Origin of the sequence: Acidovorax sp. 210-6 (genome assembly GCF_010020825.1) — a bacterium.
Classification (GTDB): domain Bacteria; phylum Pseudomonadota; class Gammaproteobacteria; order Burkholderiales; family Burkholderiaceae_C; genus Simplicispira; species Simplicispira sedimenti.
On sequence record NZ_JAACJE010000001.1, the window covers coordinates 123009 to 143663 of the forward strand.

The 20655-nt window shown below is 68.8% G+C and carries 20 protein-coding genes; 2 read left to right on the forward strand and 18 right to left on the reverse strand.

Features of this window, described 5'->3' with window-relative positions; translation table 11 throughout:
* Positions 1–168: 168 nt before the first annotated feature.
* The 3 genes from GWK50_RS00585 to purB form a co-directional block, all read right to left on the reverse strand.
* A complete protein-coding gene (locus tag GWK50_RS00585) occupies positions 169–897 on the reverse strand; it encodes a TerC family protein (protein WP_162014802.1) in 729 nt (242 codons plus the stop codon).
* 28 nt (positions 898–925) lie between these two features.
* Complete coding sequence (locus tag GWK50_RS00590; RefSeq protein WP_162014803.1) at positions 926–1486, reverse strand: YaeQ family protein; 561 nt, start codon at positions 1484–1486, stop codon at positions 926–928.
* Positions 1487–1554: 68 nt separating this feature from the next.
* Positions 1555–2934 carry an adenylosuccinate lyase gene (gene purB, locus GWK50_RS00595; RefSeq protein WP_162014804.1) on the reverse strand — a complete coding sequence of 460 codons (1380 nt, stop codon included), beginning with the start codon at positions 2932–2934 and terminating at the stop codon, positions 1555–1557.
* Positions 2935–3061: 127 nt separating this feature from the next.
* Between purB and GWK50_RS00600 the strand changes: the two genes are divergently transcribed.
* Positions 3062–3676 carry a glutathione S-transferase N-terminal domain-containing protein gene (locus GWK50_RS00600; RefSeq protein ID WP_162014805.1) on the forward strand — a complete coding sequence of 205 codons (615 nt, stop codon included), beginning with the start codon at positions 3062–3064 and terminating at the stop codon, positions 3674–3676.
* A gap of 10 nt (positions 3677–3686) precedes the next feature.
* Here the strand turns inward: GWK50_RS00600 and GWK50_RS00605 are convergent, their stop codons facing one another.
* The 10 genes from GWK50_RS00605 to GWK50_RS00645 form a co-directional block, all read right to left on the reverse strand.
* Complete coding sequence (locus tag GWK50_RS00605; protein WP_162014806.1) at positions 3687–4304, reverse strand: MipA/OmpV family protein; 618 nt, start codon at positions 4302–4304, stop codon at positions 3687–3689.
* Positions 4305–4316: 12 nt separating this feature from the next.
* Positions 4317–4442 carry a hypothetical protein gene (locus GWK50_RS19995; protein ID WP_277950286.1) on the reverse strand — a complete coding sequence of 42 codons (126 nt, stop codon included), beginning with the start codon at positions 4440–4442 and terminating at the stop codon, positions 4317–4319.
* Positions 4443–4484: 42 nt separating this feature from the next.
* Positions 4485–4937, reverse strand: coding sequence for a nuclear transport factor 2 family protein (locus GWK50_RS00610; RefSeq protein WP_162014807.1), 453 nt, complete (start codon positions 4935–4937; stop codon positions 4485–4487).
* Positions 4937–5719, reverse strand: coding sequence for an SDR family NAD(P)-dependent oxidoreductase (locus GWK50_RS00615; RefSeq protein WP_162017959.1), 783 nt, complete (start codon positions 5717–5719; stop codon positions 4937–4939). The genes GWK50_RS00610 and GWK50_RS00615 overlap by 1 nt, the downstream gene beginning before the upstream one ends.
* Positions 5720–5721: 2 nt before the next feature.
* Positions 5722–6261 (reverse strand): DUF3833 domain-containing protein, encoded by a 540-nt coding sequence (locus tag GWK50_RS00620; protein ID WP_162014808.1) that lies wholly within the window; start codon positions 6259–6261, stop codon positions 5722–5724.
* Positions 6261–7559, reverse strand: a complete 1299-nt coding sequence (locus GWK50_RS00625) for an MFS transporter (protein WP_162014809.1) — start codon at positions 7557–7559, stop codon at positions 6261–6263. The genes GWK50_RS00620 and GWK50_RS00625 overlap by 1 nt, the downstream gene beginning before the upstream one ends.
* 21 nt (positions 7560–7580) lie before the next feature.
* The gene (locus GWK50_RS00630; protein WP_242455247.1) at positions 7581–8081 is read right to left on the reverse strand and encodes a chalcone isomerase family protein; all 501 of its coding nucleotides are present in this window, start codon (positions 8079–8081) and stop codon (positions 7581–7583) included.
* A 68-nt stretch (positions 8082–8149) separates the two neighbouring features.
* Positions 8150–9370 carry a cyclopropane-fatty-acyl-phospholipid synthase family protein gene (locus tag GWK50_RS00635; RefSeq protein ID WP_162014811.1) on the reverse strand — a complete coding sequence of 407 codons (1221 nt, stop codon included), beginning with the start codon at positions 9368–9370 and terminating at the stop codon, positions 8150–8152.
* A 24-nt stretch (positions 9371–9394) separates the two neighbouring features.
* A complete protein-coding gene (locus tag GWK50_RS00640) occupies positions 9395–10174 on the reverse strand; it encodes a DUF1365 domain-containing protein (RefSeq protein WP_162014812.1) in 780 nt (259 codons plus the stop codon).
* Positions 10171–11475 carry an FAD-dependent oxidoreductase gene (locus GWK50_RS00645; protein ID WP_162014813.1) on the reverse strand — a complete coding sequence of 435 codons (1305 nt, stop codon included), beginning with the start codon at positions 11473–11475 and terminating at the stop codon, positions 10171–10173. The genes GWK50_RS00640 and GWK50_RS00645 overlap by 4 nt, the downstream gene beginning before the upstream one ends.
* Before the next feature lie 423 nt (positions 11476–11898).
* Here GWK50_RS00645 and GWK50_RS00650 point away from each other — a divergent pair, with 423 nt between their 5' ends.
* Complete coding sequence (locus tag GWK50_RS00650; RefSeq protein WP_197904953.1) at positions 11899–12852, forward strand: MerR family transcriptional regulator; 954 nt, start codon at positions 11899–11901, stop codon at positions 12850–12852.
* A 19-nt stretch (positions 12853–12871) separates the two neighbouring features.
* Here GWK50_RS00650 and GWK50_RS00655 read toward each other — a convergent pair whose 3' ends face one another.
* The 5 genes from GWK50_RS00655 to GWK50_RS00675 all read right to left on the reverse strand — a co-directional run bounded on the left by GWK50_RS00655 (position 12872) and on the right by GWK50_RS00675 (position 20613).
* The gene (locus tag GWK50_RS00655; RefSeq protein ID WP_162014814.1) at positions 12872–14074 is read right to left on the reverse strand and encodes a phosphohydrolase; all 1203 of its coding nucleotides are present in this window, start codon (positions 14072–14074) and stop codon (positions 12872–12874) included.
* Between the two features lie 109 nt (positions 14075–14183).
* Positions 14184–17261, reverse strand: coding sequence for an efflux RND transporter permease subunit (locus tag GWK50_RS00660; RefSeq protein WP_162014815.1), 3078 nt, complete (start codon positions 17259–17261; stop codon positions 14184–14186).
* A gap of 12 nt (positions 17262–17273) precedes the next feature.
* The gene (locus tag GWK50_RS00665; RefSeq protein ID WP_242455438.1) at positions 17274–18368 is read right to left on the reverse strand and encodes an efflux RND transporter periplasmic adaptor subunit; all 1095 of its coding nucleotides are present in this window, start codon (positions 18366–18368) and stop codon (positions 17274–17276) included.
* Between the two features lie 117 nt (positions 18369–18485).
* Complete coding sequence (locus GWK50_RS00670; protein ID WP_162014817.1) at positions 18486–19904, reverse strand: efflux transporter outer membrane subunit; 1419 nt, start codon at positions 19902–19904, stop codon at positions 18486–18488.
* Positions 19897–20613 (reverse strand): CerR family C-terminal domain-containing protein, encoded by a 717-nt coding sequence (locus GWK50_RS00675; RefSeq protein ID WP_162014818.1) that lies wholly within the window; start codon positions 20611–20613, stop codon positions 19897–19899. The genes GWK50_RS00670 and GWK50_RS00675 overlap by 8 nt, the downstream gene beginning before the upstream one ends.
* Positions 20614–20655: the final 42 nt, after the last annotated feature.

Consider the following 20655-nt stretch of genomic DNA (forward strand, 5'->3'; position numbering starts at 1 on the left):
AGTTATCCATGGCGGCTCGCGCCGCCACCCGTGACGCAGGAAACCGGCGCTGCCCAGGCCAGGGCTCCCGCGCAAGGGCCGCCCCGCCGCGCCGGGAGCGTCCCCCTGCCCGCATTGCGCAGCAATGCGAGAGCGGGGGGAAGGCCCGCAGGGCCACAGGGGGGCTCTTCAGGCGGCTGCGCTTTGCTGGCGCGCCAGCATCCACTTGCCCAGTGCCAGCACCAGCAGGGCACCGGCCGCGCCCGCGCCGTACTTCAGGGCATCGCCCACGGGGGCGATCTTGGGCATCCAGGCCAGCGTGTCGGGGCTGACCAGGGCGGGGTCGGACAAGACCATGGTGCCCGCGATCCAGCCCAGCAACATGCCCCCCAGGGTGATGATCATGGGGAAGCGGTCCATCAGCTTGATGACGAGCTGGCTGCCCCACACGATGATGGGAATGCTCACCAGCAGGCCGAAGATGACCAGGGGCATCTGGTGGTGGCCCGAAGCACCCTGGGCCGCGCCAGCGATGGCGATGACGTTGTCGATGCTCATCACCAGGTCGGCCACGATGATGGTCTTGACGGCTGCCAGCAGCTTGTCGCTGGCCTGGATGTTGCCGTGGTCATCTTCCGGGTCGGGCGCCAGCAGCTTGACGCCGATCCATACCAGCAAGGCCGCGCCTGCCAGTTTGAGGAACGGAATCGCCAGCAGCGTGAGCGCAAAGAAGATCAGCACCACACGCAGCGCGATGGCGCCCGCCGTGCCCCACAGAATGCCCTTGGTGCGCTGGTGCGCAGGCAGCTTGCGGCAGGCCAGGGCAATGACGACGGCGTTGTCGCCGCCCAGAAGAATGTCGATCATGATGATCTGACCGACGGCGACCCAGAACTCGGGGGTCAAAAACTGTTCCATGCCATCTCCAGTGAAAAGGCCGAAGGGTTCACTTCCAGCGCACCGGCTCCAGGTGCACGCTGCCCATGGTGCTGCTGAGCGTGAGCGCGCCTTCCTGCACCGTGGCCTGCAACTGCATGCTGCGCTCGGCGAGCTGTGCCAGGGCCTGCGCGGACTCGGCGGGAATGCGCCAGACCTGCAACCGATCCAGGCGCGAGAGCTTGGTTTCAATGCCTTTCCACCACACCTCGGCCGCATGGTGGAAGCAATAGACGATCACGGCGTCGGCCTTGCTGCAGGCCTTGGCCAGGGGTTTGTCCTCGGGCTGGCCGACTTCGATCCAGACGCGCTTGCGGCCCGTGAAGTCGGTGAGCGAGGCGTCCGGGTCGTCCGGGTCCGACAGGCCTGCACCAAAGGCCAAGGTGCCATCGCCGTTGCACAGGTCGTTGAGCTGGTGCGCGGCCAGGGCCAGCGCCGCCAGCCGCACCATCATGCGCTCGTCGGTCTCGCTGGGGTGGCGTGCCAGGGTGAGCGCATGGTCGGCGTAGTAGCCGTGGTCGATGTCGGCGATCGCAAGGTTCGCCTTGAAGATGGTGGATTTGAGGGCCATGTGCTATAGAAAAGGTAGCTGCAAGCGCTTGTTGGATAAGCGCTGGAGGCCAAAATCATTCAAAAAAATCAGACGCGCCGTGCCAGCTCTGCCGCCTTGCCCACGTAGCTGGCGGGCGTCATGGCGAGCAGGCGGTCCTTGTCGGCCTGGGGAATGTCCAGGCCCTGGATCAGGCCGTGCAGCGCCTGGGCTGTCACGCTCTTGCCGCGCGTCACTTCCTTGAGCTTTTCGTAGGCGCCGGGCACGCCGTAGCGGCGCATCACGGTCTGGATGGGCTCGGCCAGCACTTCCCAGGCGGCGTCCAGGTCGGCGGCCAGGGCTTCCTCGTTGAGTTCGAGCTTGTTCAGCCCGGTCATCAGCGAGGAGTAGGCCAGCACGCTGTAGCCCATGGCCACGCCGATGTTGCGCAGCACGGTGCTGTCGGTCAGGTCGCGCTGCCAGCGGCTGACGGGGAGCTTCTCCGACAGGTGGCGCAAAAGCGCGTTGGCCAGGCCCAGGTTGCCCTCGGCGTTTTCAAAGTCGATGGGGTTGACCTTGTGCGGCATGGTCGAGGAGCCGATCTCGCCCGCCTTGAGCTTTTGCTTGAAGTAGCCCAGGCTCACATAGCCCCAGATGTCGCGCGACAGGTCCACCAGGATGGTGTTGGCGCGCGCCGTGGCGTCGAACAGCTGCGCCATGTAGTCGTGCGGCTCGATCTGGATGCTGTAGGGCTGGAAGGTCAGGCCCAGGCCCAGCGGCTCGGGCGTCTCCACGACCTTGCGGCTGAAGGCCTCCCAGTCGAAGTCGGGCCAGGCCGACAGGTGGGCGTTGTAGTTGCCCACGGCGCCGTTCATCTTGCCCAGGATCTTGACCTCGGCGATGGCGGTGCAGGCGGCGCTCAGGCGCACCACCACGTTGGCCAGCTCCTTGCCCACGGTGGTGGGGCTGGCGGTCTGGCCGTGCGTGCGGCTGAGCATGGGCACGTCGGCGTACTGGTGCGCCATCTCGCGCAGGCGCTGCACGATGCGCTCCAGCGCGGGCAGCAGCACCTGGTCGCGCCCGGCACGCAGTTGCAGCGCGTGGCTGGTGTTGTTGATATCTTCGCTGGTGCAGGCAAAGTGCACGAACTCGGCGGCCTTTTCCAGCTCGGGGCGGGCCTCGAACTTGGACTTGATCCAGTACTCCACCGCCTTGACGTCGTGGTTGGTGGTTTTTTCGATGTCCTTGATGGCGGCCGAATCCTGCTCGGAAAAATTCTTGACCAGACTCAGCAAGTAAGCACGTGCTCCGGTGGAAAGGGGCTTGAATTCAGCAAAACCGGCGTCCGACAGCGCAATGAACCAAGCGATTTCGACCTGAACGCGGCGGTGCATGTAGCCGTGCTCGCTCATGATGGGGCGCAGCGGGGCAAGCTTGGCGGCGTAGCGGCCGTCCAGCGGAGAAAGGGCGGTGATGGTGGTCTGGCTCATGGCGTGACATTGTAGGCGGGGCGCATCATTGGGTGCTTTGGGCGTCAGGCGGGCGTGGGCGGCTGTCGATAGAATCAGCGGCCCGGCGTCCCCCCGACGCCTCGACGCCCCTTGGGGAAGCAGAACCATGAAACTGATCGGATCCACCACCAGCCCCTATGTGCGCAAAGTGCGCATCGTGATGGCGGAAAAGAAGCTCGACTACCAGTTCCTGCTGGACAACGTCTGGTCTGCCGACACCCGGATCGCCGCCTCCAACCCGCTGGGCAAGGTGCCCTGCCTGGTCATGGAAGGGGGCGAAGCCGTGTTCGACTCGCGCGTGATCGTGGAATACCTCGACACCCTTTCCCCCGTGGGCAAGCTGATTCCATCCACCGGCCGCGAGCGCGCCGAGGTCAAGACCTGGGAAGCGCTGGCCGACGGCCTGCTCGACGCCGCCATCCTGGTGCGCCTGGAAAACACCTTTGAAGGCCGCAAGCCCAGCGAGCGCAGCCAGGCCTGGATCGACCGGCAGATGGACAAGGTGCACGCCAGCCTCAAGGCCATGGCGCAGGGCCTGGGCGACAAGCCCTTTTGCAGCGGCATCCACCTGAGCCTGTCCGACATTGCCGTGGGTTGCGCGCTGGGCTGGCTGGAGTTCCGCTTCCCAGACATCGGCTGGCGCGCCGAATACCCCAACCTGGCCAAGCTCATGGACAAGCTCGCGCAGCGCGCGAGCTTTGCCGACACCAAGCCCGCCTGACCCGCCGGTTTCAGAACCGGTACAGGTACCCCAGGCGCAGCGCCGACTCGGTGCTGCCGTCCACCAGCGGGCTGTGGCGCGCGCCGCTGCCCAACCGGGTGGCGCTCAGGTCCAGATAGACGCTGTGCTGCGGCGCCCAGGTGTAGGTGCTGCGCAGCCCCAGTTCGACATGGGTGGCCGCGCCCGCGCGGTAGGCGGGCCTGCCGGGCAGGGCCTCGCTGGCGCGCACACCGTAGTAGTAATCCATGGTCTTGCGGTCGTTCCACTGCACGGCCAGGCGCGGTGTCATGCCCACCGAACCCATGCGCCAGGTCCGTTCGGCGGACAGGCGCAAGCGCTGGCCCTTGCTGTGGCCCGAGGCGTCGGCCAGCCATTCGGCACCCAGGTCGGCCAGGCTGCCGCGCCACAGCACATGGGCGCCCAGCCACACCCCCGACTTGCGCTCGGCCATACCGTTGAGTACGGGCGCATCGTCGGGCTCATAGCCGTCCTCAAAGGCGTAGCGTGCGCGCAAGGCCATCACCATCGGGCCGTGCGCTGGGAGCTTGAGGTCCAGCACCGGCTCGGCCACCCGGACCCAGCGGTTTTCGTAGCTCAGCAAGGGAATCACCGTGGTGCGGGTGCCCATGCCGGCATAAGCCTATTGCTTGAGGTTGACGCCCAGCCCCACGCCCCAGGCGGATTCGGTGGCGGGCTGGGCCAGGGCGGCACCGGCGCCCAGCAGCGCGGCGGTGCACAGAAAAAGACGCGTTGGCAGCAAGAACATGGCTTCACACTCCTGGATGAACAAGAAACGAAAGGGGACGCGTCACTGGCTGGCACGCTTTTTCAGCCAGCGCATCAGCACGCGCAGGCCCGGCAGCTTTTCGTACAGCTCCTCGGCCGCGTCCCAGTAGTCGCGGTGCAGCGTGATGCGTTGCGCGTCGTCGAGCACCAGGTGCGTGGCGCCGTGGATGGTCTGTTCCACGCCCTGGGCGTAGGACCGGAAGGCGAAGCGGAACTCCCAGGTCAGAAAGCACTGTGGCCCCTGCTCCACGCGGCCGGTGATGACGAAGTGCGGGTGCTCCAGTGCCGCAAACATGTGGCGGAAGATGCCCTCGATTGCGGCCAGGCCCTGCACCTCGTTGAACGGGTCCTTGAAGCGGGCATTGCTGGCGTAAAACTGGCCCAGTTGCGCCAGATCGGCGGGCTGCAGGTGCTCGAAGAAATCCACCACGCGGGTGATGGCTTCGGAGGTGGGTGTGGGGCTGGAAGAAGTCATCACAGGCCTGTGAAACGGCGCACCGCCGCAAAGTACGCACGGTAGGGCAGCAGGCGCAGGCCCAGCAGTACGTTGGTGAAGCGGCGCGGAAAGTGGATGTGAAAGCGCCCCTGCTCCCAGCCGCGCACCACGGCAGCGGCGGCGGCTTCGGGCTCCAGCAGGGCGGGCATGCGAAAGTCGTTGCCTGCGGTCAGCGGTGTTTCGACAAAGCCGGGGTTCACGATGCTCACCCCCAGCCCCAGCGGGCGCAGGTCCAGGTACAGCACTTCGGCCAGGTGGATCAGCGCCGCCTTGGTCGGCCCGTAGGCCAGGCCCTGCGGCAGGCCGCGAAAACCCGCCACGCTGCCCACCAGGCTGATGTGTGCTGCCTGGCCCTGCGCTGCCGCGGTGCGCAGCGCAGGCAGCACAGCGTCCAGCAGGTGCAGGGCGCCGATGTAGTTCACGGCCAGGTGCTGTTGCATCACGCCCAGGTTCCAGGCGTTGGCGCGCAGCGGCTGGTAGGTGCCCGCGCAGTAGCACACCAGGGTGGGCGTGCCAGCGGCCAGCACCTGGGCCGCGCAGCGCTGCACCTGGGCAGGGTCGGTAGCGTCGCAGGGCAACGCCTGGCTGCCGGGGTGGGCGGCCACAAAGTCCTGCAGTGCTTGGGCGTTGCGTGCCGACACGATCACCTGCGCCCCGCGCGCATGCAGCAGGGAGGCCGTGGCGCGGCCAATGCCGCTGGAGGCCCCCACGATCCACACGCGGCGGCCCTGCCAGTGGCGCAGGGGCGGGTTCAGGGCCAGGGTCATGGGCTGCGCCGGGAGAACGACAGGGTGACTTCGCCCAGCGTGACGCCGAACTTGCGCATGGTGGCGCGGTTGAGCATCACGCGCTCGTCGATCAGGTACATCCAGTCGTCGAACTGCACCTCGATCACGCGCCCGTCCACCGGCAGCGCCAGCGTGTACTGCCAGCGGAAGGCGTTGCCCACGGTGCGCCCCTCGGCGGTGCCCACCACATCGTCGGCGCGGCCGGTGTAGCGCCCGTCGGCGTGGCGCGTGAGCCGCCACACGCGGCGCTGGGTGCTGCCGTCGGAATAGGTGAAGGCCTCGTCCAGCACGCCCTGGTCGCCCTCCCAGCGGCAGTCCATCACCACCGTGAAGCGGCGCACGATCTGGCCGCTGCGGTCCTGGAAGATGCCGTGTGCATCCACCACGCCGTTGAAGTAGCGCGCCAGGTCCAGCACCGGGCGCTCCTGGGCATAGCCCTCCAGCGACTGGCTGGCACAGGCACTCAGCCACAGGGAGGTGCTGGCCGTGGCGGCAATGAAAAGGCGGCGTCGCATCACAAACTCCTTGGGGCCACCAGGGCCGTGGGCGCGGCACGTGGCCGCAGGATCAGCAGGTACAGGCAGGCGGCGGCCAGCAGCTTGAGCGCGCAGGGCAGCACGGCGTAGGCCAGGGTCAGCGGCAGCAGCGCGTCTTCGCTGCGCGCACCGGGGGCATAGCCCCACAGGCCCAGCAGCGGCAGCGCCAGCCCGGCGGCCAGCGCCAGGTTGAGCTTGGCCGCCAGGTTCCACCAGCCGAAGTAGGCGCCGCCGTGGCGCGCATCGCCGCCGTCCTGCGCAATCACTCCGGCCAGCAGCGCGCCGGGCAGGGCCAGGTCGGCGCCCAGGGCCAGGCCCGAGAGCACGCACACCAGCGCAAAGGGCCAGGCATCGCCCGCGCCCAGCGTGGCCGCGCCGATGAACACCGCCACCGACAGCAGCATGCCTGCCAGCCAGGTGCGCGCCAGCCCCCAGCGCGGTACGGCGCGCAGCCACAGCGGCATGGACAGCGCCGCGCTCAGAAAATACGCACCCAGAAAGGCGCCTTGCACGTTGGCGGGCAATTGCAGCCGGTCATCGATGAAGAACAGCACCAGCGTGGCCGGTATGGCACTGGCAATGCCGCTGGGCACGAACACCGCCATCAGGCGCCGAAACGCCGCCTGGCGCCAGGGTTGCCAGAGGGCGGACCAGGGCATGGCCGCACCCGCACTCGGGGTCAGCGCCGGGCGTGGTGCCCGCGCCCAGGCCAGCCACCCGGCTGCCAGCAGCACGGCCAACACGGCCACCAGTGCGCCTACCCCTGCCAGCGATGACAGCACGGAGGCGAGTACCACGCCCACCAGCGCAGCCGCCTCGCGCCAGGCGACGATGCGGCTGCGCTGCGCCTCGTTGCCGCCCAGCAGTGCGCCCCAGGCCTGGTGCGCGATGCTGACCAGGCTGTAGGCCAGGCTGGTGACGAGCAGTGCCGCCAGCGCCCAGGCCGCCAGCGCCTGCACACCGCGCACGGGCGGCAGGAACAGTGCGGCCAGGCCCAGCGCCAGCACCGCGCAGGCCAGCGCAGCAGCAGTCAGCAGTGCGCCGTGGGAGCGTGCCAGCAGCCGGTCGCTCCAGCGCCCCAGCAGCGGGTCGGTGAAGGCGTCGAACAGCCGCGCCGCCAGCAGCACAGCGCCCAGCGTGGCCAGCGGCATGCCGTACTGGCTGGCGTAGTGGTGCGGCAGCAGCACGTACAGCGGCAGCGCCACAAAGGCCAGCGGCATGCCCAGCAGGCCGTAGTGCAGGCCCTGGGCGGTGCTGAGCGAGGTGGTGGCGGTCATGGGGGGACTCTCAGCCTGGCCTCAGCGCGGCAGGGCCAGCAGTGCCTCGCGCAGTGCGGGCTCCGAGGTTTGCGGCGCCAGCCAGATGCCCATGAAGCGCGCGCCAAAGGCGGCATCGGCCACGCTGCCATGGGGCTTGCCGTTGTGCAGAAACTGCACGCCTGCGCCGGGCCGGTACAGGCCCACCACGCGGTCGCCCGGCTGCACCTGCGGCAGTGCGGCGCGCAACTGCTGCTCCCAGCGCTGGGCCAGCGCCTCGTCCAGCGGCCCCTGGCGGCGCATTTCTTCGAGCGAGCGTCGGGCGATGGCAGCGGCGTCGAAGCCGCGCCGGTAGGTCAGCTCCAGCGCCAGCGGGTGGGCGGCCCAGTCCTGTGCATCAAACGCGGGTGGCACCCACAGGCGGGCGTGGTAGATCTCCAGGCCCCAAAAGCGCAGCACCCCTTCGCCCGCAGGCACTGCACCGGCCAGTGGTGCGCTGGCCTGCACCGGCGCACTGTGTCCGCTGGCATGGGCGGTTTGCATGCAAAAAAAGGCTGTAGCGCTTATGGATAAAGCGGCAATAGCTATGAATTTCATAGCATTCTGGGGTATCAGGGCTTGACCAGTGTGTACTGCACCACGTCGATGTCGCCCATGGCGAAGGCGGCCTCGCAGTACGCCAGGTAGAACTCCCAGATGTGGGCAAAGCGCTCGTCGTAGCCTTGCTGCAGCACCTGGGCGCGTTCGGCCACAAAGCGCTCGCGCCAGCGGCGCAGGGTCTCGGCGTAGTCGGCGCCAAAGGCAAACGCGTCTTCCACCTGCAGGCCTGCGGCCTGTGCCGCGCGGCGGAACTCGGCCGGGCAGGGCAGGCAGCCGCCGGGGAAGATGTACTGCTGGATGAAATCGGTCGAGCGGATGTAGCGCGGGAACAGCGCGTCGTCGATCACGATGCTCTGGATGCACGCCCGGCCACCGGAACGCAGCAGGCGCGCCACGGTCTCGAAGTAGGTCGGCCAGTAGTCCTGGCCCACGGCCTCGACCATTTCGATGGAGCAGATGGCATCAAAGGGCGCGTCGTCGATGTCGCGGTAGTCCTGCAGGCGCAGGTCGCCCTGCAGGCCCTGGCGTTGCAGACGCTCGCGCCCAAAGGCGAGCTGCTCGGTGGACAGGGTCACGCCGGTCACTTGTGCGCCGAATTCATCCGCGGCCTTTTCCGCCAGTGCACCCCAGCCGCAGCCAATCTCCAGCAGGCGCTGGCCCGGTTGCAGGCGCACCTGCTGCAGGGCGCGGCGCACCTTGGCGTGCTGGGCCTGGGTCAGGTCGCCTGCCAGGTCGCCCTGGAACCAGGCGGACGAGTAGTTCATGCTCGGGTCCAGCCAGCGCTGGTAGAAAGCATTGCCCAGGTCGTAGTGCGCCTGGATGTTGCTGCGGCTGCCGCGGCGCGTGTTGCGGTGGAGCAGGTGGCGCAGCCGGTACAGCAGCCGCCCGGCCCAGTGGCCATAGACCATGTCCTGCACGGCGTGGCGGTTGGCGATCAGCAGCTTGAGCAGGTCGGTGAGCTGCGGCGTGGTCCAGTCGCCCGCAAAGTAGCTTTCGGCAAAGCCGATGTCGCCCGAGCGCAGCGCCGCCGCAAACACGTTCCAGTTGTGCAGCGTGAGCGCAGCGCTCGGGCCGCCGCCGGGGCCGAAGTGTTGCAGGCTGCCGTCGGGCAGGCGCAGCGTGAGGCTGCCGTGCTGCAGGCGTTGCAGCAGGCGCAGGGCGGTGCGGGCGCTGGCCGGAATGCCTGGGGGCAGGCACAGGGGTGCGGTGGTGGAGGCAGAAGGGCTGTGCATGGCGGTTCTCCTGGGGCTGCGCGTTCAGCGCGTCACGGATTCGGTGGGGGCGGGCGGCTTGGTGTGGAAACCCACACGCAACAGCCACAGGCGCAGCGCCTGCCAGTGGATGCGTGCGATCACCGCCAGTGTCATGACCGGGTAGCGCCACAGCGCGCGGCGCAGGGTTTGGGGCGTCACGGGTTCGAGCCGACCGCTCACGCTGGTGTGCAGCAGCAGGCCCTGCTCGTCGTTCAAATCAATGTGTACCTGGCTGCGCGGCAGGCCGTCGCGGGTGCTGTGGGTCTGAAAGCGAAAGGCGTAGTTGCCACGCACCTCACAAAAAGGCGACACATGAAAGACCTTGCGTGCCGTCAGCGTGGCGCCGGTTGGGGGGTCTTCCAGCAGGTAGCAGTGGCGCTCGCCAAAGGTGTTGTTGACCTCGACCACGATGGCGCGCAGCGTGCCGTCAGCGCGGTGGCAGTACCAGAAGCTCACGGGCTTGAAGGTGTAGCCCCACACGCGCGGGTAGCAGTGCAGCCAGATGTCGCCGTCGGCATCGTCAATGCCTTCGCGGCGCAGCAGTTCCAGCAGCCAGGCCAGCGCGCCGCCTTGCTGTGGGCTGCGCCCGTCGCCATGGTCGCGGTCGTAAAAGCTGATGGGTGCGGGCCGGTTGCATGCCAGCGCAGTCTGCTGCGCCAGGGCGCGCATGGGCAGCAGCAAAAAGAAGGTGCGGTAGGTGAAGGCGTGGGTGCGCGGCCGCAGGCGGCGGTGGTGCACATGGCCAAAGCCCAGGTGCGGCAGTGCGGGCAGTGGGCGGTTCATGCGGCCTCCGCCAGGGGCTGCTGGGCGTGGGCCAGCAGAGAACGGGCGGCTTCCTGGCCGGCCTTGAGCCCGTCTTCGTGGAAGCCATAGCCCATCCAGGCACCGCAGAACCAGGTGTGCTGGCGCCCCTGCAACTGCGGCAGCAGCGCCTGGGCGCGGATGGCGGCCCCGTCGAACACGGGGTGGGCGTAGGTGTAGCGCCCCAGCACTTGCTCCTGCGCAATGGGCCGCACCGGGTTGAGCGACACGATCACCGGCTGCGTGAACGGCAAGGGCTGCAGGCGGTTGATGAGGTAGTGCAGGCACACGCGGGCCGACTCCTGGCCGGGATCGGCGGCGCGTTCGTAGTTCCAGGCGGCCCAGGCGCTGCGTGCGCGTGGCAGTACCTGCGTGTCGGTGTGCAGCACGGCTTCGTTGTCCTGGTAGCGGATGGCACCCAGCAAGGCGCGCTCCTTCGGGCTGGGCTGGGCGAGCAGGGCGAGGGCCTGGTCGGGATGGGTGGCCAGTACCACGTGGTCAAAATGCTCGGCATGGCCATCGGTGTGCACGCGCACGCCGCTGGCGTCGCGCTCGATGCGGCGCACGGGGGTGTTCAGGCGCTTGTCGGCAATGCCGCTCACGATCTTTTCCACATAGCGGCGCGAGCCCCCGGCCACGGTCCACCACTGCGGGCGGTCGGTGATCTGGATGAGCCCGTGGTTGTGGCAGAAGCGGATCATGGTGGCCACCGGAAAGCGCAGCATCTGGTCCGTGGGGCAGCTCCAGATGCAGCCCAGCATGGGCAGCAGGTACCAGTCGCGGAAGGCATCGCCAAAGCGGTGCGCCTGCAGAAAGTCGCCCAGCGGCTGCATCAGCGCGCTGTCCATGGGGCGCTCGGCCAGGCGTGTGCACAGGCGGTTGAAGCGCAGCAGGTCCGCCAGCATGCCCCAGAAGCGCGGGCGTGCCAGGTTGCCGCGCTGGGCAAACACGGTGGAGAGGCTGGTGCCGCTCCACTCCAGCGGCCCGCCCCCGCGCACGCCGGGCACCTGCACCGAGAACGACATGTCCGAGCGCGCCTGCGCCACGCCCAGATCGGCAAACAGCTTCAGGAGCTGGGGGTAGGTGCGTTCGTTGAAGACCAGAAAGCCCGTGTCCACCCCGTGGGTGACCGGGCCGTGGGCGCCGGGCAGCGTGACATCGACCGTGTGGGCATGGCCGCCGAAGTAGGCGCCCGCCTCGAACAGGGTGACCTGTGCCCGGCCGCGCAACTGGTGCGCGGCGCCCAGACCGGCAACGCCGGAACCAATGATGGCGACTCTCATGGCCGACCCCCGGTGCCGGGGGTCGGCAGGAAGAAAAAGGTTGCGAAGCGTCCCGAAACGAAGAAGAGAGGGAGGGAGGAGAAGCGCTCCAGGGTTTCAGTCACTGCCCTCAGGCAGGAAAGGCTTCGCAACACCAAAACCTGTGCTGCATAGAGTGGGGCCGGGTTGTCAAAGTTCCAGACCCTGTTGTGCAAATTTTTGCAAGGCGCGCCACCGACGCGCCGTGCTCCGGGGGCGTGCCACCCTGGAACCTGGGCGCCAGGGCAGGAGTGGGAGGTCAGGGTTCGCATTGGACAAATCCTTTTTTGTCTAGGACAGTGATAGAATTTAAGCACAGTTTGTCCAACTCTGCAGGGCCTGTGAATTTCCCCTGACAATGCGCAGTTCCGCAGCCGGACCTCCGACCCCTTGAGCACCTCACCTATGCAACACGACCCTGCCGGTATGGCGCCTGTGCTCTATTCCATTGCTGCGGTGGAGCGTGACACCGGCCTGTCCAAGGACACTTTGCGCGTCTGGGAGCGGCGCTACGGCTTTCCGCGCCCTGAGCGCGATGCGGCGGGCGACCGCTGCTATCCGGCAGACCAGGTCGAGCGCCTGCGCACCATCCGCCGCCTGATGGACGCGGGGCACCGGCCTGGCCGCATCGTGGGCCTGGCGCCGCAGGAGTTGCAGAACCTGGGGGGAGCCGAATCACCGCCAGAACCACCGGCCATGGTGCCGGCCCCCGAAGGCGTGGCCGAACAGGTGCTGGAGGGCTTGCGCGCCGTGGAGCAGCACGACATGTACGCGCTGCGCCACATGCTGGGCCAGGCGGCCTTGCGCATGGGGCTGGTGCGCTTTGTCACCACGCTGGTGGCGCCCTTGACCACCGCCGTGGGCGAGGCCTGGGTGCAAGGACGCATCCAGGTGTACGAGGAGCACCTCTACACCGAATGCATGACCGGGGTGCTGCGCAACGCCATTGCCGCCGTACCGGCACCGGCGCCCGACGCGGCCCCCCGCGTGCTGCTGACCACGCTGCCGCAGGAGGCGCATGGCCTGGGCCTGCTGATGGCACAGGCGTTGCTGGCGCTGGAGGGCTGCCACTGCCTGTCGCTGGGCCCGCAGACGCCGATTGCCGACATCGTGCGGGCCGTGCAGGCGGAGCGCACGGACATCGTGGCGCTGAGCTTTTCCTCGGTGATGGGGCCGCAGGCGGTACACGCCGGACTCAAGACCCTGCGGGCCCAGCTGGCGCCCAAGGTGCAGGTCTGGGCGGGTGGCCGGGGTGCTGCGCAGGGCGTGCGCGGATTGGCGGGGGTGCGCGCGTTGCCGGTGCTGGGCGAGTTGCACTCCGAGGTGGCGCGCTGGCGCGCCCAGCACGCCACCGCCTGACGCGGCCCGGAACCGGGCCTCAGACCATGGCGATCAGGCGGGTGACCGGAATCTGCACGCGCACATCCTTGTGCGCCACCGGGCCGGTGATCTTGCACGAGGGCTGCGCCGTGTTGCGCGGGATGAGTTCGCCCGTGGGCATGCCCGAGCGGTTCATCACCACTGCCACGCGCGGCGTGGTGGCCGACGGCCCGCGTTTGAGCACCACGGCGATCTCTTGCGTGGCCAGGCGCACGAACGCGCCGGGCGGGTAGATGCCCAGGGCCTTGACGATGGCGGCGCCTGCGGCGTCCACATGCTGCTCCTCGTCGTAGTAGCTGGCTTGCATTGCGGCGGTCACGGGCATGGGCCAGCGTGTCGCGCGCGGTGCCAGGCGGGCGGCAAAGATGTCGGCACGCTGTATCAGGCGTGCCATCTGCTGGGCTTCGGTCTTGTCGTTCAGCGGGCCAGGCAGGCGGTGGTGGTGGCTGCGCACGGCCTCCAGCCAGACCGGGTCGGCCACACCCAGCTGGCGCAGCAAGGCCTCGGAGCGGGTGGCGTGGTTCTCCACGATGGCGATCTGGGTGGCCGTCAGGGGGTGCGCCTGTTGCACCAGCTGGTCCTGCAGCTCGGTCATGGCCAGGTTCATGCTCAGGGCCGCGCGGCCCAGCGTCAGCACCTTGGCTTCGGGCCAGTTGAGCACCTCGCGCGCCGTCAGCATGCACACGCAGGACACCAGCATGGCGTGCGTGGCACTGTAGAGCCGGGTTTCCTGGGCCGACAGGTAGATCAGCGCCAGCACCGTGGCGTCCGGGGTCTGGGTCGTGTGGCGCAGCAGCTCCTCGTGCAGCGCCTGAAAGCGCGACCCGAAGTCACCCCCCTGAGGAAAGCGCAGCAGCTTGGTCGCGCGTTCCTGGAGCTCGGGCCAGTCGGCCGGGCCGGTGTTCGGGCGGTTGCGCTCCACGGGCTCCACCGCGCTGATCTTCATGCTGGCGATTTCACCGATGTTGGTGTCGGCGATCAGCATGCGCTGCAAGCCCGCGACATAGGCGCGGTGGCTTTCGCCGGACTCATCCGTGTCCACATACAGCTGCACCCCGCGTGCCAGCAGCAGCTTCAGGTCGTCGCGGTTGCGGATGATGTAGCCCTTTTGCGCCAGCAGCGTTCCATCGGCGCCGCGCAGCACAAAGGGCAGCGGCTGGCCGAAGTGGATGGAGTCGATGCTGAGCGGTACGAGGTTCATGGTGTGGCCGCATTATCGGCCGCCCCCCTGGGGGGCAAAAGCACGCAAACCCCAGGTTTCAGGCGCCATTTCCATGGACACCTGATTTACCGCAAGGTTCACGTCGCCTTCAGTGGCTTGCCGGGGGCGATCGGCGCAGCCTGCGTGCCATGCGGCCGAACCATTGGCCCAGGTCGTCCACACCGGTGAACACGGCCGGAATCACCAGCAGGCTCAGGAACGTGGAAGTGATCAGACCGCCAATCACCGCCACCGCCATGGGCGAGCGGAACGTGGGGTCTGCCGCACCAAAGCCGATGGCGATGGGCAGCATGCCTGCGCCCATGGCCAGCGTGGTCATGATGATGGGGCGTGCGCGCTTGTGGCAGGCGTCCATCAGTGCGTCAAAGCGCGAGAGGCCGTGTTCGCGCCGTGCCAGGATGGCGTACTCGACCAGCAGGATGGAGTTCTTCGTGGCAATGCCCATGAGCATGATGAGCCCGATGAGCGAGGGCATGGAGAAGCTCTTCTGCGCGATCAGCAGGCCCACGAAGGCCCCGCCCAGCGACAGTGGCAGTGCCGCCAGGATGGTGACCGGGTGCAGGAAGTCCTTGAACAGCAGCACCAGCACGATGTAGATGCACAGCACGCCGGTGAGCATGGCCAGGCCGAAGCTGGCGAACAGTTCGCCCATCACCTCGGCGTCGCCCACCGTCACCTGGCGCACGCCGGGCGGCAGGTTGCGCAGTGAGGGCAGTTGCTGCACTTCCTGCGTCACGTCGCCCAGCGGCCGGCCCGAGAGTTCCACCTCCAGGTTGACGTTGCGCGCGCGGTCGTAGCGGTCCACCACGGCCGGGCCGCCACTGAACTCCAGCTGCGCCACCTGGCCCAGCAGCACCGGCCCCTTGCTGCCCGGCACCGCCAGGCGTTCGAGCAGGGCCAGGTCCTGGCGCGCACCATCTTGCAGCTTGACGACGATGGGCACCTGGCGCGAGGCCAGGTTGAGTTTGGGCAGTGCCACATCGTAGTCGCCCAGGGTGGCGATACGCAGCGTCTCGCCGATCGCGCTGCTGGTCACGCCCAGGTCGGCAGCGCGCGCAAAGTCAGGGCGCACGGCAATCTCGGTGCGCACCAGGCTGGCGGTGGACGCAATGTTGCCCAGGCCGGGAATGGTGCGCAGGTCTTTCTCCACGGCCAGCGCGGCGCTGTTGAGCGCCTGCGGATCGTCGCCCGTGAGCACCAGAATGAACTTCTCGCCCGAGCCGCCCAAGCCTACCTTGTAGCGCACGCCGGGCAGGCTTTCCAGCGCGGTGCGGATGCCCTGCTCAATGCCTTGCTTGCGCGGGCGCTCGCCACGCGGTGCGAGCTGGATGGTCAGCGTGGCCTTGCGTGTTTCGGTGTTGCCGCTGCCCATGAAGGGGTCGGCCCCGGCCGTGCCGCCACCAATGGTGGTGTACACGCTCTTCACATGCGCCACACCCATCACGCGCTGGCGTGCGTCCTCGGCCACCGCGCGCGTTTGCGCCAGCGTGGCGCCGGGCGGCAGCTCCAGGTACACCTGGGTCTGCGAGTTGTCGTCGGGCGGGATGAAGCCCGTGGGAAGCAGTGGGATGAGCGCGAGCGAGCCGATGAAGAAGGCGATGGTGGCCGCGAACGTGGTCCAGCGGTGGCGCACGCACCAGGCGGCCCAGCGCAGGTACACGCCCATCCAGCGCGGTTCGTGGTGCGTGCCCACGATGGGCTTGAGGAGGTAGGCGGCCATCATGGGCGTGAGCAGGCGCGCCACCACCAGGCTGGCGAACACCGCGAGCGAGGCCGTCCAGCCGAACTGCTTGAAGAACTTGCCCGCAATGCCGCTCATGAAGGCCGTGGGCAGGAACACCGCGATCAGCGTGAAGGTGGTGGCGATCACCGCCAGGCCGATCTCGTCGGCCGCCTCCATGGCCGCCTGGTAAGGGGACTTGCCCATGCGCAGGTGGCGCACGATGTTCTCCACCTCCACGATGGCGTCGTCCACCAAAATGCCCACCACCAGCGACAGCGCCAGCAGCGTGATGACGTTGATGGAAAAGCCCAGCAGGTACATGCCGATGAACGCCGGAATGACCGACAGCGGCAGAGCCACGGCCGAAACGAAGGTGGCCCGCGCATCGCGCAGGAACAGCCACACCACCAGCACCGCCAGCAGTGCGCCCTCATACAGCAGGTGCATGGAGCCGTCGTATTCCTCCTGCACCGGGGCGACGAAGTTGAAGGCCTCGGTGATTTCCAGGCCGGGGTGCTGTGCGCGCAGCTCTGCCAGTGCGGCCTGCACGGCGGCGCCGACCTCGACCTCGCTCGCGCCCTTGCTGCGCGCTACTTCGAAGCCCACCACCGGCTGGCCGTCGAGCAGCGCCAGCGCGCGCGGCTCGGCAAAGGTGTCGCGCACCGTGGCGAGCTGGTCCAGGCGCACCGCGCGCCCGTCGGGCAGCGCCAGCGACAGGCCGGCCAGCTCCTGTGCCGTCTGCACCGTGGCCAGGGTGCGCACGGGCTGCTCGCTGCCGCCCAGGTCGGTGCGGCCGCCCGCGCTCTCCTGCTGCACCTGGCGCAGCTGGCGCGAGATGTCGGCCGCCGTGGTGCCCAGGGCCTGCAGCTTGAGCGGGTCGAGTGCCACATGCACTTGGCGCTCCACACCGCCCACGCGGTTGACGGCGCCCACGCCGCGCACGGTGAGCAGCTTCTTTGCCACGTCGTTGTCCACAAACCAGGACAGCGCCTCGTCGTCCATGCGGCTCGATGCAATGGTGAAGGCCAGCACCGGCTGCGCGGCCAGGTCCATCTTGGTGACGATGGGGTCGCGCACATCGCCGGGCAGGTCGCCGCGCACGCGCGCCACGGCCGAGCGCACATCGTCCAGCGCCTCCTGCGTGGGTTTCTCCAGGCGGAATTCGGCCGTCACCGTGGCGCCGCCGTCCTGGATCTTGGTGTAGATGTGCTTGAGGCCTTGCAGCGTGGCGATGCTGTTCTCGATCTTGCGCGCCACGTCGTTTTCGAGCTGCGCCGGCGCGGCGCCGGGCAGCGCCACGGTGACCGAGATGGTGGGCAGGTCGATGTCGGGGAAGTTCTGCACCTTCATGGCGTTGAAGGACAGCAGGCCGCCAAAGCACAGCAGCACAAACAGCATCAGTGCCGGGATGGGGTTCTTGATCGACCAGGTGGATACATTCATGCTGAATGCTCCTTATTTGATAGCTGGTTGCGCTTGATTGGCAGGCGCTGCAGCCGGTTTTTCTTCGGATTTCTCGGGGCCCGAGGCCACGCGCACCAGGTCCCCATCGTTGAGGAAGCCCGCGCCACGCACCACCACCGGCGCACCGGCGTCCAGGCCCGAAAGAATCTCTACCCGCTCGCCCGAGCGCCGTCCGGGCTGCACCTTGAGCCGTTGCACGCGCTGGTCTGCGCCCAGCACGAAGAGGTAGGTGAAGCCCTCACGCACCACCAGCGCATCTTGCGGAACGGTCAGCGCGTCGCTCTGGCCGAGCAGGAATTCACCGCGCGCAAACATGCCCGCGCGCAGGTCGGGGTGCGCGGGCAGGTCCACATAGACCAGGGCGTTGCGCGTTTGCGGGTCCACCGTGGGGGCCACCATGCGCAGCTGGCCCTGCACGCTGGCGCCGCTGGCCGCCGTGACCTGGGCTGCCGTGCCGGGACGCAGGCGGCCCAGCTCGGTGGCGGTGACTTCGGCGCGCCATTCCAGCCGCCCCTTGCGCACCATGCGGAACAGCTCGGTGCCTGCACCCACCACGGCGCCCACGGTGGCGCTGCGGGCGCTGATGACGCCGTGGTCCGGTGCGCGCACCAGGGTGTGCTGCAAGCGCAGCTGCTGCGCCTGCAGCAAGGCCTGGGCCGCCTCGACCCGGGCCTGCGCGGCCTGGGCGGCAGTGGTGTATTGCTCGATCTGCTGCGCGCTCAAGGCGCCGCTGGCCTGTAGCGTGCGTGCGCGCTCGGCGTTGGACGCCGCCTCGGCCGCATGGGCCTTGGCCTCCAGCAGGCTGGCGCGTGCCTGGGCAACGTCGGCCTGCACCATCTCGGCGGCAAAGGTGGCCAGCACCTGCCCGGCCTTGACGCTGTCTCCCACGTTCACGCGCACTTCGGTCAGGCGCAGGCCGTTGCTCTCGGCGCCGATGCTGGCTTCCTGCCACGCGGCCACATTGCCGTTGGCGGCCAGGCGCTGGGTCATGGCGGTGCGTTGCGGCGGCGCGGTCTGCACCGTGAGTGCGGGGCGTGGGGACTTGGCGCTGTCTTGCGCATGGGTGGCGCTGGAGTAGGTCCACAGGCCCGCGCTGGCCAGCAGGAAGACGGCCAGCGCCAGGGTGGCAGGGTGGGAGGTCAAGGTGTTGCGCATGAAGAATGCTCCGTGGATGGGGTGCAACCCAACAAGGGGGTAGGTGCGTCAGTGCTGAGCCGTGGTGATGGCGACGGGGGCCTGCCATCCGCCGCCAGCGGCGCGGTACAGGGCGACCCAGGCGCCAGCGCGCTCGTGGGCCAGCAGTGCCAACGACTGGTCGGCCGCCAGGGCGGTGCGACGTGCGTCTTCCAGCTCCAGTTGGCTGGCCAGTCCGGCGCGCCAGCGTGCCTCAGTGGCGCGGAAGGCGGTGCGGTAGCCCTCGGCGGCGGCCTGGGCGCTGGCCGTGCGGCCCACGCTGGCGTCCAGTCGGACCAGGGCCTGCTCCACCTCGCTCACGGCCAGGCGCACGCGGGCCCGGTACAGGGCCACAGCTTCGTCGTAGCGGGCGCGGGCAGCGTCTTCCTGCGCCGCGCGGCGGCCACCGTCGAGCAGCGGCAGGCTCAGGGCCAGTGGGCCGAGGGACCAGGTGTTCAGGTCGGTTTGCAGACCCTGCGTGCGCACCTGGGCGGCACCAATGGTGCCACTGAGCGCCAGGCGTGGGTAGCGCTGGGCCTGGGCCTGGCCCACGTCGGCGCTGGCGGCGGCCACCTCGCGCTCGGCGGCGTACACGTCGGGGCGTTGGGCAATCACCTGGGCGGGCAGCGTGGCAATGCGCAGCAGCGCGTCGGTCGGTGGCTGCAGCGGCGTGGGTGCCAGCCGGGTACGCAGCGTGGCTTCATCGCGGCCCGTGAGCGCCACCAGCGCCTTGAGTTCCAGCGCGCACTGCATGCGCTGCTGGGCGCTGCGCACCACGGCTTCGGCGGCGCTGGCCTGGGCCAGTGCGTGGGTCGCCGGGGCGGTAAAGCCGGCGCGCTCGCTCTGCTGCGACAGGCGCGCGGTCTGCGCGCGCGAGCGTTCATCGTCCTCGGCAATGGCCTGCTGTTGCAGGCAGGTGCGCAGGCTGCTGTACTGCAGCGCCACCTCGGCCGCCACGCTCACGCGGGCGGCATGCCATTGCGCCTGTGCGCCCTGCAGCCGCTCGCTGGCGGCGCGCTCGGCGGCGGCATTGCCGCCCCACAGGTCGATCTCCCATTGCGCCTGCAGGCCTGCCTGGGCTGTGCTGGCCACGGCGCGGACGGACTCGTTGAAGCCCCGGCTGGCGCTGGCTTGCGCATCCACCGAGGGTGTCAGCGCGGCGCGGCTGCCCGTCAGTGCAGCACGCGCCTGCACGATGCGCGACTGCGCCTGTGCCAGATCCGGACTCAGCGCTTGTGCGTCCTGTACCAACTCCACCAGCAGCGGGTCGCCCCACTGTGCCCACCAGTCGCCCAGGGCTTGCACCGATCCCTGGTGCGGCAGCGGGGCCTGCCAGGCGGTGGGGGTGGGTGCATCCACCTGTGGTGGCGGGGCCTGGGTGGCGCAGGCGGTCAGCACCAGGGGCAGGCAGATCGCCCGCCACAGGCGGCGGGGGGTGTGGTCAGGCATGGGGCGGGGCCTTTCGAGAGGAAGGTGCTGGGGATGCCAGTGCGCGGCGGCGTTCGGCCTCGCTGTGCACCATGGCCAGGGCGTAGCCGGTCAGGCGCTGCGCCCAGGCGGAAAGGGCCTGCGGCCGCGTCAGCCGGGGTGCCACGGCCTGCAGCACGTCGTGCTGGGTCCACATCTGCATCACCAGCGCGGCAATGGAAAAGGTCAGGCGGTGCATGTCGTCGTCCGCCCGGGTCACGCCCAGGTGCTGGCACAGCAGGCGCAGCAGGGCCATGTGTGGGGTGCGGCATTCGCGTTCGATCAGCTCGGGCCACACATGCGTGGGGTCCAGCAGCTCGCGCATGTGCAGCCGCAGCGACTGGCGCATCAGGTCGTCGTGGCGCAGCGGCTCCAGGTAGCTTTCAAAGTAGCGCTGCAGTGCCGTCTCCAGCGCTATGCCCGGTTCGCTGAAGTAGGCAATCGGCTCCTGGCTGCTGCCCAGGGGTTCGTAGAACGTGGCGGTGTAGAGCGCCGCCTTGTCGCCAAAGTGGTAGGCAATCGCGGCCACGTTGGCGTCGGCCTCCTGGGCAATGGCACGCACCGAGGTGCGGGCATAGCCCTGCTGCGAAAACAGCCGCAGCGCCGCCAGCAACAGCCGCTCGCGCGTGGGCTCGCTGTCGCTGCGCGGATCGCGTGGTGTGAATGCTTGGATGGGTTCACGGACGGCCATGGGGCCGCATTAGAACACCAAATTCAAACAGTTGTTTGAAAG

What these genes read in the sequence shown, in the direction of transcription:
- GWK50_RS00590 (WP_162014803.1), bottom strand. Translation starts at nt 1,486, where the DNA reads ATGGCCCTCAAATCCACCATCTTCAAGGCGAACCTTGCGATCGCCGAC.
- GWK50_RS00600 (WP_162014805.1), top strand. Translation starts at nt 3,062, where the DNA reads ATGAAACTGATCGGATCCACCACCAGCCCCTATGTGCGCAAAGTGCGC.
- GWK50_RS19995 (WP_277950286.1), bottom strand. Translation starts at nt 4,442, where the DNA reads ATGTTCTTGCTGCCAACGCGTCTTTTTCTGTGCACCGCCGCGCTGCTG.
- GWK50_RS00620 (WP_162014808.1), bottom strand. Translation starts at nt 6,261, where the DNA reads ATGCGACGCCGCCTTTTCATTGCCGCCACGGCCAGCACCTCCCTGTGG.
- GWK50_RS00645 (WP_162014813.1), bottom strand. Translation starts at nt 11,475, where the DNA reads ATGAGAGTCGCCATCATTGGTTCCGGCGTTGCCGGTCTGGGCGCCGCG.
- GWK50_RS00635 (WP_162014811.1), bottom strand. Translation starts at nt 9,370, where the DNA reads ATGCACAGCCCTTCTGCCTCCACCACCGCACCCCTGTGCCTGCCCCCA.
- GWK50_RS00640 (WP_162014812.1), bottom strand. Translation starts at nt 10,174, where the DNA reads ATGAACCGCCCACTGCCCGCACTGCCGCACCTGGGCTTTGGCCATGTG.
- GWK50_RS00605 (WP_162014806.1), bottom strand. Translation starts at nt 4,304, where the DNA reads ATGGGCACCCGCACCACGGTGATTCCCTTGCTGAGCTACGAAAACCGC.
- GWK50_RS00585 (WP_162014802.1), bottom strand. Translation starts at nt 897, where the DNA reads ATGGAACAGTTTTTGACCCCCGAGTTCTGGGTCGCCGTCGGTCAGATC.
- GWK50_RS00630 (WP_242455247.1), bottom strand. Translation starts at nt 8,081, where the DNA reads ATGCAAACCGCCCATGCCAGCGGACACAGTGCGCCGGTGCAGGCCAGC.
- GWK50_RS00655 (WP_162014814.1), bottom strand. Translation starts at nt 14,074, where the DNA reads ATGAACCTCGTACCGCTCAGCATCGACTCCATCCACTTCGGCCAGCCG.
- GWK50_RS00660 (WP_162014815.1), bottom strand. Translation starts at nt 17,261, where the DNA reads ATGAATGTATCCACCTGGTCGATCAAGAACCCCATCCCGGCACTGATG.
- GWK50_RS00650 (WP_197904953.1), top strand. Translation starts at nt 11,899, where the DNA reads ATGCAACACGACCCTGCCGGTATGGCGCCTGTGCTCTATTCCATTGCT.
- GWK50_RS00675 (WP_162014818.1), bottom strand. Translation starts at nt 20,613, where the DNA reads ATGGCCGTCCGTGAACCCATCCAAGCATTCACACCACGCGATCCGCGC.
- GWK50_RS00625 (WP_162014809.1), bottom strand. Translation starts at nt 7,559, where the DNA reads ATGACCGCCACCACCTCGCTCAGCACCGCCCAGGGCCTGCACTACGGC.
- GWK50_RS00610 (WP_162014807.1), bottom strand. Translation starts at nt 4,937, where the DNA reads ATGACTTCTTCCAGCCCCACACCCACCTCCGAAGCCATCACCCGCGTG.
- purB (WP_162014804.1), bottom strand. Translation starts at nt 2,934, where the DNA reads ATGAGCCAGACCACCATCACCGCCCTTTCTCCGCTGGACGGCCGCTAC.
- GWK50_RS00670 (WP_162014817.1), bottom strand. Translation starts at nt 19,904, where the DNA reads ATGCCTGACCACACCCCCCGCCGCCTGTGGCGGGCGATCTGCCTGCCC.